We start from the raw sequence: 15,564 nt of genomic DNA on the forward strand, positions 1-15,564 counted from the left end.
GGGGACAAGGGGGACAAGGGGGACAAGGGGGACAAGGGGGACAAGGGGGACGACTTAAGAAGGGGGACGACTTGAAACAATTGTATTTATTCACGCACTCGCTTTCTTGAACTTGTTTAATGCCCAATCCCCTATGCCCTATGCCCAATGCCCTAATATTATTCCCGCTTTTTGAGGAGGATTTTAAATTATATGTATTCAAATGTGACGGTAACATCTCATAAACAATTGCGTCCGCGTCTGGTGCTGACGTTGGGAGATCCGGCTGGGATTGGACCAGAGGTGGTTTTGAAGGCTTTGGCTGATCCGGATGTTAGGAAACACTGTGATGTAACAGTCGTCGGAAGCCTGGATTTACTGATACAAGCTTATACTAAGTTTAATTTAGGTGGTAATTTAGACTTGATGGCAAATCCGGCTGATTTGTCAGTTTTGGATGTGCCTGACCTAGGTGAAATTATTACGGGAATTGGTAACGCAGCTAGTGGTGCGGCTAGTTTTGGTTATATGGAAACTGCGATCGCTCACACTCTATCTGGTAAATTCGATGCGATCGTTACAGGTCCAATCGCTAAATCTGCATGGAAGGCGGCAGGATATAATTATCCAGGTCAAACTGAACTTTTAGCGGAAAAATCTGGAGTTGACCGCTTTGGGATGTTATTTGTCGCGCGATCGCCTCACACTAATTGGACACTCCGCACCTTACTTGTCACCACACATATTCCATTAAGTCAAGTATCCCAGGTATTAACACCGCAGTTAATGAGAAAAAAATTAGATTTGCTGGTGGAATGCTTGGAGAAAGACTTTGGGATACAAGAAGGAAGGATAGCGATCGCTGGTTTAAATCCTCACAGTGGTGAACAGGGACAGTTAGGACATGAGGAACAAGATTGGCTAATTCCCTGGTTAGAACAAGAGCGTAAAAATCGTCCTAATTTTCAGTTAGATGGTCCCATCCCGCCGGATACAATGTGGGTCAAGCCTGGTCAAGCTTGGTATGGAAACTCTGCTACTTCCCAAAATCCAGCAGATGCTTATTTAGCACTTTACCACGACCAAGGTTTAATACCTGTAAAGTTGATGGCATTTGATAGAGCAGTTAATACTTCTATCGGTCTTCCTTTTGTGCGGACTTCACCAGATCACGGCACAGCATTTGATATTGCGGGTAAAGGAATGAGTAATGCTACTTCGATGAAAGCAGCTATACACTTAGCGGTTGAGTTGGTGTGTCAGCGGATAGCTGCAAAGTAAGTGTTATCCCCAAACAAAAAGTCGGAAAAAATATGGACGTATACAAAGAAGATTAAGAATTACCTCACAGCAGATAAAAGAAATCCTTTTGATGAATGGCTTAATGCTCTGGGAAATAGAAAAGCACTTATCTCAAATTACAGCAAGGGAATCATTATAATATTGTTGTTGACAGTCGTCGAGGAAAAAAATAATCCTAAGATTTGATTTTTGTCAAACAAAATATACACTATTTAACTTTTTGGTTTGACAAAAAGCTGATAATATGAATTATGTTTATATCATCCTAATCAAGTAAGTTTCACGGTGATTGCCTGAGAGGATTTATCTTTGTCAGTAAGTCTATCGGAAGGGGGATATTTAGAAGCTTCATACCCAGGAAAGAGTAAGTAAAATTTTGAAGTTTGGTAAATTATTGCTAAGAACATAATCGGCGAGGGATATCATGGAAGAAAATAAAGCAGTTGAGTCAGTAAAAGATGCAGCCGAATCAGCTAAGGATGCGGTAGAATCAGCAGTGAAGAATGTGGGAGATTCAGCGAATAAGGTAGGAGAATCGGCTAAGAAAGCTCTCCATAATGTAGTCGGCGATGTTATTCCTTCACAGCCACCACTTGCCCCCCAGTCTGATGCTCATCAACTCAAGTCGCGTTTGGAGTGGGGTGAACCAGCTTTTACAATATTGGATGTGCGCGATCGCACAATTTACAATGAAGGTCACATCATGGGATCAATGCCAATGCCAATCAATGAATTGGTAGACCGCGCAACCCCAACTTTAGCTAAAAGCCGTGATATATACGTTTACGGCGGAAATGATGAGGAAACTTCTCAAGCCGCACAAGCGCTTCGTTCTGCGGGATTTCACCATGTATCAGTCCTCCAAGGTGGTCTTGCTGCATGGAAGGCAGTTGGCGGTCCGACTGAGGGTATTGTAGAATCCTGAATTCCCCCTGGTTTAGTTGAATATAATGTGGTATAGCGTTTCCTAATTACATGAGGCACGTCATAGCCCCCTCCCTGCTTGCGGGGAGGGGGTTCTTGTACCTCACTCAACCGTTAACCGTCAACCTTTTACCTTGCTTCTTCTCAACCAGATCCCTATTGTTATTGCTAGGGCAGAACCAATAATATTAGAGGGTTCTGGTACAGATTTAACACCATCATAAGAAAATCCTGTTACAAGAGGTCCGAACTCTTGAGGGTCTAGAGGAGTTAAATCTGGACTCGTAATAAATTGGATGGTAAAACGATTCCCATTGGGGATTATTCCATCTGTTAAATTAAGTCTCGGAAGAATAATATTTCCAATCACTAAATCTGGGGCAATAGTAATATTATCAAAAATGTTAGATAGACCAATTTTGCCATCTCCATTTACATCTCCCCAAACTACATCTTCATCAACAAAGTCGAGATCGGGGACTAAGAATAGTGATAATTTATTGATTGTATAACCTGTGGAATTTAACAAATTTTGTTGATTTCTAGCATCAGGTGCATTTCCGAATAAAATTCCCGTTGATGCTGGAAGATAATCTCCTATTGTCTCTCCGTCGGGGAAATTTTTGTTAGGTGTTGTCACAATTGGCTCTACTAAAACAGCAGCATTAACCGGAGCAAAAGAAAAAACCGATATTCCTAAAATGCTGGAAATTAGTAGTCCAAAATTTAGAATTTTCATGAATTTATTACCTCAATGGTTTTGATGATACTTTTATGGTGATTGTTTAGAGTCAAAAGTCTAAAAAACCCGGACTTTTGACACTTGAATCCTATAACAGAAGATATATGTGCCAGTTGCGTCAATCCTGTTGTGATTTAAATTTCTGCGGTTAGTCTAGCCTTTCTCAAGAAGAATTGAAGTACAGTTTCTTCACGAGAAATAATATCCGCTGTTCCATCCATTCCTAACTGAATGGAACACTGCTGCTTCTTTGTACCTAACATCAGGCTATCTGGTGCTATTGTTACTTCGTAAAAGTTAGCTAAATTAGAGCTAGAATTATTTGGAGAGATAGATGCAGAATCATTTTTTTGAGGAGTGATTGCATCTGGGGAAATCGTTTTAACTTTACCTTTAAGAGTTCCATAATCTGGATAAGGACAGGCTCTAATTCGCAAAAGTACAGTCTGACCTATTTTCAACTTGCTTTTATCCTCAGATCCCACTGCTGCCTTGGCAACCAAAGGGGCATTAGTAGGAACAATTTGTACAACTTCTTCTCCAGTACGCAAGTTTTGTCCGGTATTTCTAAGATTTAATTTGAAAACAATACCATCTGCTGTAGCAGTAATACTAGTTTGATTCAGTTCGCTCTCTACTTGTTTAAGTTCGCTCTGCTCACGCTCTAGCTGTTCTTCAATTTGAATTCGTTGCTGGATTAGGGCAAAGCGTTCTTTATTTAAAGTAGCGATGTTAGCTTCTCCTGAAGCTTTTTCTTGAGCAATTCGTGAAGAAGCGATCGCTACGTCTACGTTCATAGGATTGAGTGCAACCATAGCTCTTTGCCGTTTACCAATGGTTGCTAAAACTGCTTGTTGAAGCCGATTTATTGTTTTTAACTGTGCTTCAACTGTGGCTTTTTGTGCCGCAACAGCTTGTTCTTGCTGCATAACAGATAGTTGTACTTCCTCCAATTGATCTTGAGACAATGCACCGATTTTTGCTGCATTTTCGTATCGCTTCTGCTTTGAATTAGCAGATCCTAATGCTGCCTCAGTTGCCCTTTCATTTGATTGTGTTGATTTCAACTGTGCTTGAGCTACATGCAATTCTTCTTCGGCTATTTTGATATTAGTATCAGCTTCTTCGTATTCAGAAACTGTAGTAATTTGTTTATCATGATATTCACGACTACGACCATTAAATTCAGCTTTAGCCGAAGCGATCGCACTATTAATCCGCTGCCTTTGCGCGTTGATTTGGCTATTAATGGCGCTAATTTGAGCATTAATTTGAACTAGTTGCAATTTCGCTTGTTGGATATTGATCAGGATTTGGCTCTTTTTAGTTTGTAGACGAGAATCATCGATAGTGGCAATTTTCTCTCCTTTTTTGACAACTTGATTTTCTTGCACAAAGATTTGCATTACTTGACCCTCTGTTGCTGCCTGAACAACTTTTAATTCACCAGCAGGACGAATAATAGCATTAGCTTTGACAGTAACCTTATATTTGCTCACAGAAGCAACGGGAATAGCTAAACCCAAAACGCAGAGAATAAATAGTCCACCGAATGTTGTCCAACCACTAATTGGTGGCAGAAATTCATTTTCTTGAACTGTTGGTAAAAAGTCTGATATCATGTTCCGATAAATACTTGTCATTTTAATTGCGCCGACCTACTTACCAAACCATTTTTTGATGGCAAAGTATCCTCTAAAAAATCTAAATGTTCACCAGGAATATGGTATAATTCTTCTGGGGAACCACAGATTTTTAAGCGCCCTTCTTGGAGTAGCACAATCCAATCAGCCCGCTGGATGACTCTAGGGCGATGGCTAATCACGATAGTGGTTTTGCCACGTCTGTAATACAGCAGTTTATCTAGCACCAAACTCTCAGTTACTGGATCGAGTGCCCCTGTAGATTCATCTAAAATTAATATGGGTGGTTCCGTAACTATTGCCCTAGCTATGGCTAATCTTTGCTTTTGACCACCAGAAAGATTTGCACCAAATTCTCCTAAAACAGTTTGATATTTATCGGGCAGTTTATTAATAAAATCATCTGCGCCAGCTATTTTGCAAGCTCTCACAATTTCTTCAAAACTGACATCGGGATAGCTGAAGCGAAAATTTTCAATGATTGAACGGCTCCAGAAATGTGGCTCTTGAGGCACTAATACCACCTGCTGACGTAGGCATTCTAATGAAAGGTCTTGTTGGTTATATAGACCATAGCTGATATTGCCTGACTGAATCTTATATAAACCAGTCATCAGTTTAGCTAGAGTACTTTTACCACAGCCTGATTTACCAATTAAAGCAATGACTTTTCCTCCAGGAATAATCAAGGAAAAATCATTTAGCAAGTCAATTCTACCTGTATGGTGGAAATTGAGATCGGCACAGGTGATATCTGCATCAGCAGGAATCTTTACCACAGGCTTTTTGAAATCATTTTCATCTTCTGGAGTAGCATCAATGACTTCTGTCAAACGTTGAATGACGATTCCGGCAGTGATAAACTCATCAACTAAAGCAACCGCTGAACTCAAAAAGCCCAAAAAGTTGCTACTCATACCACTAAAAGCCAGCAATTGTCCGATGCTTAAAGTCTGATCAATCACCAATTTACTGCCTAGCCACAGTAAGACAATATTCGTGACAGTAGAAATAAATTGCGTGAGCGTACCACTATAAAGCTCCAGCTTCATGGTACTCCAACTGAGGTTAGCAAGGCGACCGTAATTCGTTTGATACTCTTGCCAAGCTTGAGGGGTGGCTTGAGTTGTTTTCAGTACTTGAACTCCGCGAAACGTTTCGACAAGAAAGCCTTGATTTTCTGTACCTAAGATAATATGACTACGGGTTTTTTGGCGCAAAGCTGGTACAAAAAGCAGGTTCAGTCCTGTGACTACTACAAAAGCAAATACAGAAGCCAGAGTTAATTGCCAACTGTAGAACAGCATCAATCCTAAAGAAACCAAAGCGATAAAAAATTGGCTAGGTAAACCTAGGACGATTTGGGAAACTAGCTGATTAATCGTATTCACATCTGCAATGCGGCTCGTTACTTCTCCACTGCGTCGTCCTTCAAAATACTCCAGGGGTAAGTGCAAGAGTTTTCGTCCGTATTCAAAAATCAATCCTAATTGCAACCGTTGACCAAAGTGACCGATCAGGTGAGATTGTATTAAACCAATGACACTCCTAATGAAATTCATTGTTATCACCCCAATTGCCACTGTCGTTAGCAGTTGAGTATCACCCCTTACCAGGACATCATCGGTAAGCAGTTGCATCATTAACGGAGAGGCTAAAGAAAGTAATCCAATCACGAAGTTAATCGTAATTGCCTGAGCTATCAAGAAACGATAAGGCCAAACACGCGCTAAATAACGTCCGATACCGCCAACTTTATCATTTGCTTGCTCATGAAAACGATTATGGTCTGGTATTAAAAGTAGTATGACCCCATTGCTCCAACCTGCCATTAACTCTTTAAAAGTTAGGTAGCGGATGCCAATACCAGGGTCTGCAATTACATATTTTTTTCCCTTGCGTCCGTATAAAACTACCCAGTGGTAGCCTTTCCAGTGAATAATTGCTGGTAAAGGAGCTTGATGCAATTCTTCTATAAATTGGGAGCTAGCTTTGGCAAGACGAGTATTAAATCCTAGAGTTTCTGCTCCTCGACTTAAACCCAACAGGCTCGTTCCTCGCGCTCCTGTGCCAACTGCTTCTCTCATTCTATGCAAAGCAAAGGTGCGTCCATAATGTTTGGCAACAGCAGCAAGACAAGCCGCGCCGCAGTCTTCCTCACTATGCTGCAAAACAACTTGGTATCTCATATTTGAGTATTAAATTAAATATGTATCAATACCGTTCAGTTCAGCCCGAAATCCTCTGTAGAGACGTAGCATTGCTACGTCTCTACATGCCGAAATCCATACCAAAAATCCTTAACTCAACTGTATTGCCCTATGGCTCAATACGGTTCAGTTAAGAAATTGGTGGTAAAAATTGTATGTATGTAGAGACGTAGCAATGCTAGGTCTCTACGAGGATTTGGGGCTTAACTGAACGGTATTGTCCTATAGATTTAGTAGCCAATAATTTCACTCTGCTAGCATCAAGGTTTGAGCATTTTTCTCATCCTTAATTGCTAGCTCTGAAATTTAGAAGTCAACACCCCAGCTACTAGGCAACTACTTAAACTGTTTTTAGGGACGAAACTTGATTATTGAGTTGAGTTAAATTGTAAGCTCCTGATGTAAAAGTGTTGCTGAAACCCGCGAAATTTACATCTTGAAACAACTGCCACTTCCCTGATCCAACTTTGATAGATGAAGCTCTATCGTTGAAATTGTATCTAAAGAGACTTGGTACACTGGATATTGAAAAAGACTTGGATTCACCAGTGAGATCTGCGCCATCATATAAAATTATGCTTGCGCCGCCAGAACAAACGGCAGCATTTTCATGGTTCAGGTCTTCTAGACCTGCAATTTTGTCAAGAGATTGGGATTGATTGTTGATGTTTGTCATTGTTTTTTCCATTTTTAAATAAGCTAAAATGAGCAATCTTTTCTAGTTTTAAAACGCCATATAGATGACTTATTTTTTAACTTTGATTGAGTGCTTTTCAATTTGCTTTCTACATTTCAAATAGACATCTCCAGAAATGAACTATGCGTTGCCCGAAACCCTTGTAGAGACGCGAAATTTCGCGTCTCTACATTGTTTTCCAACAGATGTCTAATACATACGGTCCGGGTTAGGGTGGGGTAATTCAAGGACTGGTAGTGATTCGATAACTTGTGTGTACACCGTAGCCTTATTAAGGAGAGGGGTGTCCGGAACTCCCAGGGTGAGGTTATGTATTGCACCCAACTGAAAACCGCTATAAACCCTCGACAGCGCAATGTAATCTAGACATCTACACCTTATTTTTGTTATCGGAGCCAAAGTTGGGGGGATGTAGTAGGTTAGCAGAGATATATATTTTGCTCACTTCAAGCCTTTGTTAGGTTGGAGTTTATGCGCTCTGAAAAGATAATTAGCAATTGGATTGAAATAACATTGCATCCAACTGAGAACCGCTATGTTTCCCAGTCACACTCAACCGTCGAATCACTTAATCTCGATAAATCGGAGTTTTTCGTAGTCATGCGTAGCTATACCCGTCGTTTCGGTGAATCTTGAAAACATCTTCCATTGCCGAAAATGTAACTCTAAAGCCGTTAATAACGACTTCACACCCTTCGTCGGTTGGAGTTTTAACACGTCCTGTATATATTCCTGACGGGACGTGTTTGCGATCTTTGCGTAATTCAACTCTGACAAAATCTCCGGTAGAGATGTGAGTAAACGTTTGCTTTGCCTTGGTACAGGGAAAGCCGAACTTATCGATTCTACACATCCTTCTACATCCGTGTCCCGTGGCTTTTACCGTCAGAATTTTTGTTGTTAGTATCTCAAGGGCTTGAACAACTCCCGTGCAAGCTGCATCAATCCAGTGAGCCTTGGGCAGCCCTAATCGAGTTCGATTGAACTTGGTCTGTCCGCCGGAACCTGTTGTTACAGACAATCCAGTCTTTTTCAGGATGTTGAACAGCGCCCAGCGAGTTGAATTTCCGGCAGTAGCGTCCCTTAGTGGTTTCTTAGCTTGAGCCAAAATCTTTTTTAAAAGTTCGGGCTTTTTTGCAAGAAACTTTTCTATGTCTTGAGTCCCTTTTTTGAGGTTGCATTTCTCGCAAGCTAGGCACAAATTGGAGATTCTATTAGTTCCTCCCTTGGCTTTTGGTTTAATATGCTCAACCTGCAAAGGGACGTTTTCAACGCCACAATAAGCACATTTTCTATCCCATTTATTAAGCAAGTATTCACGTACTTCATACCCAGCTAATTCACCTTGTTGGTATTCAATGCCCGATATTTCTGGATTCTCTAGCTGTTGCAAATCGAATCTAACTAATTCTTGAACAATACTAGCTATTGGCGCATATTTACATAAACGTTTTACCCAAGTTTCGGTGGTTAAGACGCGATGCCGTAACGATGGGGCTAACCATCCTTCAGGACGTTTACGGTTAAGAAATCTGGCTTGACGATATCTCGTGTGGCGAGCGCGTCGTCCTCTCCTTACGGCTTTGCGGTTTTCTAGACTATCCTTAATTGCTGCACCGCGATGCTGTAATTCCATCCCCCATATACTTTGGTCTAGATTATTTATTAACGCAATTCCAGTAAACTTAGAGCCTGGATCTATTTTCAAGGTGATGGGATACGTAACGATGTTTTCGACTACTCGGTTCATTATTAAAACGAACGGGTAGCGACGAAAAACGGCGGCTTTCCCGGCGTTTAAAAGTTTCTTAGCGTGTGCAGGATGAATTGGATTCATCGGTGTTTTATTGGCATCAATCAGAAAAACATAATTTGACATTTGATTTAATTTGGTCGATTTGACCAATCCCTATTACTAAGTAATGTTTGCTTCAACCTTGTTATCTGAGCTTGTTAGGCTAAACACACTTCTCTTGCGAGATGTTTAATGAGTAGCGACAGGGCAGGGGACTAGCGAATCCCAGGGTGTCATGACTCAAGTAACGTTTACCCAAGAAAACTTGGGTGGATTGGTTCACATAGGCTACGGATTACTCCGATTGCCTATGATCTCAACAGTTAGACCTATTTTAGTCTTGACTTTTGACACGTTTTTTGCTAGATAATTAGTGTTCAAATAAATCTTTAAATTGCAATAAATCTAAAGATACTATCGTTGGCAAAACTTGAAAGCATTCTTGAGCTAATTCCCAACGTTCTTCGCGTTGGAGCATGGCTGTGAGTTTCTGCTGTACGCTGATTAAGTAACGCACATCATTGGCAGCGTAACTCAATTGAGCGTCAGATAAATTAGCAGCGTTTCCCCAGTCTGAACTTTGAGCGCTTTTATCGAGTTCGACTTGTTCTAATTCTTGCACTACATCTTTGAGTCCGTGACGATTGGTGTAAGTGCGGGCTAACTTACTTGCAATTTTGGTGCAAAATAGAGGATTAACTTGGATGCCGAGATGATAACGTAAGGTGGCAATGTCGAAGCGAGCAAAGTGAAAAATCTTAACAATATTCGTTGCTTCTAAGAGTTTTTTTAAATTTGGGGAGTCGGTTTGCCCTTTAGCTATGCGAATTGCGGTAACTTTACCTTCATGATTGCATAACTGGACAAGACACAAGCGATCGCGCAGTGGCAATAATCCCATAGTTTCGGTATCGACTGCGATCGCCTTTGATTGTAAATACTGCGATAAGGTAGCGTCATTAAGGTCGCGATCGCAAACCTGAAAATCTTCCATGAATTGAATTAAATCTGGTTTAATACCTCATATTACCCGATTGTTGGTTGGAGCGTGGTTAGTTGATAGTGGTTGGTTCTTGCTTATTACTTGTTTATTCTTTGCCACCATCCACCATCAACTATCCACCATCAACTATCAACTATCCACTAACCAATCCTTATTTATTGCCAATAAAAATTTGCGTCAGATACACTTCCCCTTCCCTATTAGCAGCAACACCAATCCCAGTTAAATTATATTTGCCTTTAATGTTTTTTAGATGTCCGGGACTGTTGATCCAACCAGTCATCGCTTGGCTTGCTGGGTCGCTATAACCTTGGTTAAAAGCGACATTTTCTGCCGCACTCTTGTATCTAATCGAGACAGAATTGACTCGTTTTTCAAATCCCTTATGGCTAAACGAAACTTTACCATTAGCCATATTTTGACTGTGAATCCTTGCCTGCCGAGTGATGTTTGCATTTAAAGTCAGTTTTGACAAGCCCTTAGAAACTCGATAGCGATTAATTTGGTCAAAAACTGATTTTTCTAGAGCAGTGGTTTTAAAAGTAGTAGTGGGCGACAATGCAACTTGACTAGACCCAATCGACAACGGCTGATTATCACTGTTTTTTTTCGTCGTCATGTGACCCGGTACAGGACTGCTCGTTAATCCACTGGCTAGGACAAGCGCACTGAAAGCGATGCCAAAAGCAGTTTGTCGAAACATGAAGAGTTGAGTAATGTGTAGAGTTTTTAGACGCATCCCCTGCTTTTTTGTTTCCTAGTATACCGATATACTTTTCAGTATTTCCGGATGTTAGGAAATATTTGCACATTGCGATCGCCTTAGTTAGAGTATTTAATTACAATCTGGCAATCGGCAAGCAAATCAAAATAAAAACTTAACAATTCGGGACTTTTTACTGGTCAAAAAATAACAAAAAGACTCTTCCGAATCCCTAATCCCTAATCCAAGCGTTTCTAGTCCCTAATTTTTGCTACACTTTGCACATCCTTGTCACCGCGTCCAGAGCAGTTAATGACATTTTTCGGAGTAATATGTTGATTTCGAGGAAGGAAGGGGAGATTGATTTCGATGACAGGACAAACTTAATTATAGAAAAGTCTGAAGCGGATAGGATACGATCGCTTGATATGATTGGGGCATTGGGCATTGTGAAGAAGTTATTTCTTAGTCCCTAATCAGTATAAAGCTGAATTATAATTGATATATTATGGCTTCTGGAAAAGGTAACTCTGACAAACGCTTTGTCTACCAAGAATTTGGTAACGACAACTCTGCTGCTTTAGAAAGACCAACTCAAGAACTACCACCCCAACAACAAAACGTCCGGGTACAAGCTACCCGCAGCGGACGCAAAGGTAAAACTGTCACCGTAATTACTGGGTTTCAAGTTAAACCAGAAACCTTAGCAGATTTGGTGAAACAGTTAAAAGCTCAATGTGGTACAGGTGGCACAGTTAAAGATAATGATATTGAAATTCAAGGCGACCACAAGCAGAAAATCCTGGAGATTTTAATTAAGCTTGGTTACAAAGCCAAAATTAGCGGTGGTTAATCGGTGTGGTGATGAAATTGAAGAATTGAAGCAAGTTATCCAACAGAAGCGATCGCCTCAACAAACTTAAGAATAACTGAAAACGGGTGCGATCGCTCTTCTCGACGCGTGAGTGTGGTAAACCGTATCTAGAAAGATACAGGCGATGTTACCTTGAAAAGTAGAAATAACTTTCAGCAGTTGCGAAAAATTAACAAGCATGGCTGCTCGATTTAATATTAATAGGAGGTTGAAATGGATTTAGTTAGGATTCTTTGCGCTATATTTCTGCCACCTCTGGGAGTATTTTTGCAAGTTGGTATTGGTATAGATTTTTGGATTAATATCGTTTTGACGCTTTTCGGTTATATTCCTGGGATTGTTCACGCAATTTGGGTGATTGCTAAGAAATAAGCTACGTAAATACAACTAAACTGAAAGTATTTTGGAGTTCGTAGTAAGCGATTTATCGCTTTTTAAGCGCTGAAGCGCTTACTACGAACTCCAATTAATGTACGGCATTGTCGCGCGATCGCGTAATTAGCATACTTGTATATTAGACATCTCCGAAAATTAAATATGCGTTATCCAAACCCCAAGAGACGCGAAATTTCGCGTCTCTACATTGTTTTCCAACAGATGTCTATTGTATCAGCGCCTTACGAATAGAATTCGCGGCTAGACAAACGCTCGTCCGCCTACGCCGACTTAAGACTCATCGACGGAGTTATGATACTTATTAAAGAGTATGAAACACTCATCGACAAGTATCAAAGACTCATTAACTTATTCCTTATTCCTTATTCTGCTACATTACGCGCAGCGAGATACTCGTACATTTTCCAACGCGCATCCACTTCAGCTTGCGCTTCTTCTAAAAGACGTTTGGCAACTTCGGGTTTACTCTTAGTCAGCATCTTGAAGCGATTTTCTTGATACATCGACTGTTCTACCGACTGTTTTGGCTGACGCATATCCAATTGCAATGGATTCTTACCCGCTTGCTGCAATTCGGGATTGTAACGATACAGCAACCACCTTCCTGATTCTACCAAAGCTTTTTGATGATTCATCGCTGTGGTCATATTGATGCCGTGGGCGATGCAATGACTGTAAGCGATAATCAGTGATGGTCCTTCGTAAGCTTCTGCTTCTATAAATGCTTTTAGGGTGTGTTCATCTCTCGCACCAAGGGCTACACTGGCTACGTACACATTACCATAAGTCATGGCAATTAGCCCCAAGTCTTTCTTCGGTGCTGGCTTACCACTAGCGGCATATTTAGCGATCGCACCTCGCGGTGTAGCTTTGGATGATTGACCGCCAGTGTTAGAATACACTTCGGTATCCATGACCAAAATGTTGACATTGCGATCGCTGGCAAGGACATGATCCAATCCCCCAAAGTCAATATCATACGCCCAACCGTCACCCCCAACAATCCAGACGCTTTTTCTCACCAAGTAGTCAGCGAGGGATTTTAGATTTTGAATAGGGGAGTGGGGAGTGGGGAGTGGGGAGTGGGGAGTGGGGAGTGGGGAGTGGGGAGAATTTTTTACATCTTCCCACTTTGTCAGCAGTTCATCTAAATGTTGTTTCAACAGCGCTACTCGTTCACGTTGTTCCCAAATGTCCGCTTCAGATTTTTGCTTCTGCTTGAGGATAGACTGAACCAAATCCTGAGGAATTAACGGTTGCTCTTTTTCCCCATTCCCTATTCCCCATTCCCCACTCCCCAATTGTTGCAGTAGTTCGGCAGCAAATTCGGCTTGCTTGTCTAGAGAAAGACGAAAGCCAAGACCAAATTCAGCGTTGTCTTCAAAAAGACTATTCGACCAAGCTGGACCTCTTCCTTCAGCGTTTGTTGTCCAAGGTGTAGTGGGGAGGTTTCCACCGTAAATTGAAGAGCAACCTGTGGCATTGGCAATGACAGAGCGATCGCCAAACAGTTGTGTTAATAATTTTAAATAAGGCGTCTCACCACAACCAGCACAAGCACCAGAAAATTCAAATAAAGGTTCTTGCAGTTGTTGTTGACGAATCTGATTGACTTTTAATTCCCGTCGGTCAGGATTTGGTAAACTGAGAAAGAAATTCCAGTTTTCCCGCTCTTGCTCCCGTAAAGGCAACTGCGCTTCCATATTAATCGCCTTGCGTGTCGGCTCTAACTTATTTTTAGCCGGACAAATATCTACACAGATAGCGCAGCCTGTACAGTCTTCTGGAGCAACCTGGATGGTAAATTTTGAGCAAGCAAAGTCTTTATCTTTCGCTTCAGTTGACTTGAAAGTTGCCGGTGCATTAACTAACTCCCCTGGTTCATAAACCTTGCCTCGAATGACTCCATGAGGACAAACCATAATACATTTGCCACACTGCACGCAGACATCCGCATCCCAAACAGGAATCTCCGTAGCAATATTGCGTTTTTCCCATTTAGCAGTGCCGGTAGGAAAAGTCCCATCAACAGGTAGCGCACTCACAGGTAATTCATCACCTTCCCAAGCCATGATTTTACCCAAAACATCTCGCACAAATTCCGGAGCGAGTGGGGGGAGTAAGGGAGTAGGGAGTGGGGAGTAGGGAGTAGAGGATTTTTCACCACTCCCCACTGCCCATTCCCCATTCCCCACTTTATGCAAATTCTCCACTGACTGCACAAATTCCGGAGCGAGTGGGGGGAGTAAGGGAGTAGGGAGTGGGGAGTAGGGAGTAGAGGATTTTTCACCACTCCCCACTGCCCATTCCCCATTCCCCACTTTATGCAAATTCTCCACTGACTGCACAAATTCCGGAGCGAGTGGGGGGAGTAAGGGAGTAGGGAGTGGGGAGTAGGGAGTAGAGGATTTTTCACCACTCCCCACTGCCCATTCCCCATTCCCCACTTTATGCAAATTCTCCAGCGTCTGGTCTACCGCTTGCAGATTCTTTTGGACGACTTCTGTGCCTTTTTTGCCGTAGGTTTTTTCAATTGCTTGCTTGATTTTGGTTATGGCTTCTTCTTGTGGCAAGACACCGGCTAAGGCAAAGAAGCACACTTGCATAATAGTGTTAATTCTACCGCCCATGCCACTTTCGCGCGCAACTTCGCTAGCGTTGATGACGTATAATTTAAGTTGCTTGGCGATAATTTGTTGCTGTATTTTTACGGGGAGATGTTCCCACACAATATCAGCATTATAAGGACTGTTGAGTAAAAAAGTTCCTCCAGACACAGCCGCTTTCAGTACATCTACGCGCTCTAAAAATTCCCAGTGATGGCAACCGATAAAGTTGGCTTTGTCAATTAGGTAGGTTGAGCGAATCAGTTGTTGACCAAAGCGCAGATGGGAAACGGTCATTGAGCCAGATTTTTTGGAATCGTAGACAAAGTAGCCTTGAGCGTTGTTGTCTGTTTGTTCACCAATAATCTTGATTGAGTTTTTATTAGCACCAACTGTCCCATCAGAACCTAATCCGTAGAACATTGCTCGGACGACGTTATCCGGTTCGGTGGAGAAGTTAGCGTCAAAGTTTAGGGAAGTGTGGCTTACGTCGTCGTTGATACCGATGGTGAAGTGGTTTTTCGGTTGTGGCTGGGCAAGGTTGTCGAATACACCTTTAACCATCGCTGGGGTAAATTCTTTTGAGGAAAGACCGTAACGACCACCGATGATTTTGGGCATAGGGGTAGAGACGTTCCGGTGGAACGTCTCTGAGACGTTCCGGTGGGGGGGAGAGACGTTCCGGTGGGG

At 41.8% G+C, this 15,564-nt stretch carries 13 protein-coding genes; 4 read left to right on the forward strand and 9 right to left on the reverse strand.

The features are described from left to right. Positions 1-192 precede the first annotated feature (192 nt). Positions 193-1,260, forward strand: coding sequence for a 4-hydroxythreonine-4-phosphate dehydrogenase PdxA (gene pdxA, locus OGM63_RS29040; RefSeq protein WP_263749224.1), 1,068 nt, complete (start codon positions 193-195; stop codon positions 1,258-1,260). Positions 1,261-1,705: 445 nt separating this feature from the next. Further along, positions 1,706-2,206, forward strand: a complete 501-nt coding sequence (locus OGM63_RS29045) for a rhodanese-like domain-containing protein (protein WP_263749225.1) — start codon at positions 1,706-1,708, stop codon at positions 2,204-2,206. A gap of 120 nt (positions 2,207-2,326) precedes the next feature. On the opposite strand, the gene OGM63_RS29050 is transcribed toward OGM63_RS29045, so the two are convergent. The 7 genes from OGM63_RS29050 to OGM63_RS29080 form a co-directional block, all read right to left on the reverse strand. Further along, positions 2,327-2,944 (reverse strand): PEP-CTERM sorting domain-containing protein, encoded by a 618-nt coding sequence (locus tag OGM63_RS29050; protein WP_263749226.1) that lies wholly within the window; start codon positions 2,942-2,944, stop codon positions 2,327-2,329. Positions 2,945-3,081: 137 nt separating this feature from the next. After that, complete coding sequence (locus OGM63_RS29055) at positions 3,082-4,590, reverse strand: beta-barrel domain-containing protein (RefSeq protein ID WP_263749227.1); 1,509 nt, start codon at positions 4,588-4,590, stop codon at positions 3,082-3,084. Further along, entirely contained in the window at positions 4,587-6,779 is a 2,193-nt protein-coding gene (locus OGM63_RS29060; RefSeq protein WP_263749229.1) for a peptidase domain-containing ABC transporter, read from the reverse strand. Before OGM63_RS29060 ends, OGM63_RS29055 begins: the two co-directional genes overlap by 4 nt. Positions 6,780-7,140: 361 nt before the next feature. After that, positions 7,141-7,476: a beta/gamma crystallin-related protein gene (locus OGM63_RS29065; RefSeq protein WP_263749230.1), complete on the reverse strand. Its 336-nt coding sequence runs from the start codon at positions 7,474-7,476 to the stop codon at positions 7,141-7,143. Positions 7,477-8,095: 619 nt separating this feature from the next. Next, the gene (iscB, locus tag OGM63_RS29070; protein ID WP_263749231.1) at positions 8,096-9,376 is read right to left on the reverse strand and encodes an RNA-guided endonuclease IscB; all 1,281 of its coding nucleotides are present in this window, start codon (positions 9,374-9,376) and stop codon (positions 8,096-8,098) included. 286 nt (positions 9,377-9,662) lie between these two features. Continuing rightward, entirely contained in the window at positions 9,663-10,286 is a 624-nt protein-coding gene (locus OGM63_RS29075) for a ribonuclease D (RefSeq protein WP_263749232.1), read from the reverse strand. Between the two features lie 160 nt (positions 10,287-10,446). Beyond that, a complete protein-coding gene (locus OGM63_RS29080) occupies positions 10,447-10,998 on the reverse strand; it encodes a CAP domain-containing protein (RefSeq protein WP_263749233.1) in 552 nt (183 codons plus the stop codon). Positions 10,999-11,506: 508 nt separating this feature from the next. Between OGM63_RS29080 and OGM63_RS29085 the strand changes: the two genes are divergently transcribed. After that, positions 11,507-11,851: a translation initiation factor gene (locus tag OGM63_RS29085; protein ID WP_263749234.1), complete on the forward strand. Its 345-nt coding sequence runs from the start codon at positions 11,507-11,509 to the stop codon at positions 11,849-11,851. Between the two features lie 66 nt (positions 11,852-11,917). Here the strand turns inward: OGM63_RS29085 and OGM63_RS29090 are convergent, their stop codons facing one another. Then, entirely contained in the window at positions 11,918-12,052 is a 135-nt protein-coding gene (locus OGM63_RS29090; protein ID WP_263749235.1) for a hypothetical protein, read from the reverse strand. A gap of 33 nt (positions 12,053-12,085) precedes the next feature. Here OGM63_RS29090 and OGM63_RS29095 point away from each other — a divergent pair, with 33 nt between their 5' ends. Next, on the forward strand, positions 12,086-12,244 hold the full coding sequence (locus tag OGM63_RS29095) for a YqaE/Pmp3 family membrane protein (protein ID WP_263749236.1): 159 nt from the start codon (positions 12,086-12,088) through the stop codon (positions 12,242-12,244). 386 nt (positions 12,245-12,630) lie between these two features. Here OGM63_RS29095 and OGM63_RS29100 read toward each other — a convergent pair. Beyond that, positions 12,631-15,564, reverse strand: a 2,934-nt coding sequence (locus OGM63_RS29100) for a 2-oxoacid:acceptor oxidoreductase family protein (RefSeq protein ID WP_263749237.1), incomplete at its 5' end; no start/stop codon positions are given.

Source organism: Plectonema radiosum NIES-515 (genome assembly GCF_025753815.1).
GTDB classification, from domain to species: Bacteria; Cyanobacteriota; Cyanobacteriia; order Cyanobacteriales; family Nostocaceae; genus Hassallia; species Hassallia radiosum_A.

What these genes read in the sequence shown, in the direction of transcription:
- OGM63_RS29085 (WP_263749234.1), top strand. Translation starts at nt 11,507, where the DNA reads ATGGCTTCTGGAAAAGGTAACTCTGACAAACGCTTTGTCTACCAAGAA.
- OGM63_RS29080 (WP_263749233.1), bottom strand. Translation starts at nt 10,998, where the DNA reads ATGTTTCGACAAACTGCTTTTGGCATCGCTTTCAGTGCGCTTGTCCTA.
- OGM63_RS29055 (WP_263749227.1), bottom strand. Translation starts at nt 4,590, where the DNA reads ATGACAAGTATTTATCGGAACATGATATCAGACTTTTTACCAACAGTT.
- OGM63_RS29060 (WP_263749229.1), bottom strand. Translation starts at nt 6,779, where the DNA reads ATGAGATACCAAGTTGTTTTGCAGCATAGTGAGGAAGACTGCGGCGCG.
- OGM63_RS29065 (WP_263749230.1), bottom strand. Translation starts at nt 7,476, where the DNA reads ATGACAAACATCAACAATCAATCCCAATCTCTTGACAAAATTGCAGGT.
- OGM63_RS29095 (WP_263749236.1), top strand. Translation starts at nt 12,086, where the DNA reads ATGGATTTAGTTAGGATTCTTTGCGCTATATTTCTGCCACCTCTGGGA.
- OGM63_RS29075 (WP_263749232.1), bottom strand. Translation starts at nt 10,286, where the DNA reads ATGGAAGATTTTCAGGTTTGCGATCGCGACCTTAATGACGCTACCTTA.
- pdxA (WP_263749224.1), top strand. Translation starts at nt 193, where the DNA reads ATGTATTCAAATGTGACGGTAACATCTCATAAACAATTGCGTCCGCGT.
- OGM63_RS29090 (WP_263749235.1), bottom strand. Translation starts at nt 12,052, where the DNA reads ATGCTTGTTAATTTTTCGCAACTGCTGAAAGTTATTTCTACTTTTCAA.
- OGM63_RS29050 (WP_263749226.1), bottom strand. Translation starts at nt 2,944, where the DNA reads ATGAAAATTCTAAATTTTGGACTACTAATTTCCAGCATTTTAGGAATA.
- OGM63_RS29045 (WP_263749225.1), top strand. Translation starts at nt 1,706, where the DNA reads ATGGAAGAAAATAAAGCAGTTGAGTCAGTAAAAGATGCAGCCGAATCA.
- iscB (WP_263749231.1), bottom strand. Translation starts at nt 9,376, where the DNA reads ATGTCAAATTATGTTTTTCTGATTGATGCCAATAAAACACCGATGAAT.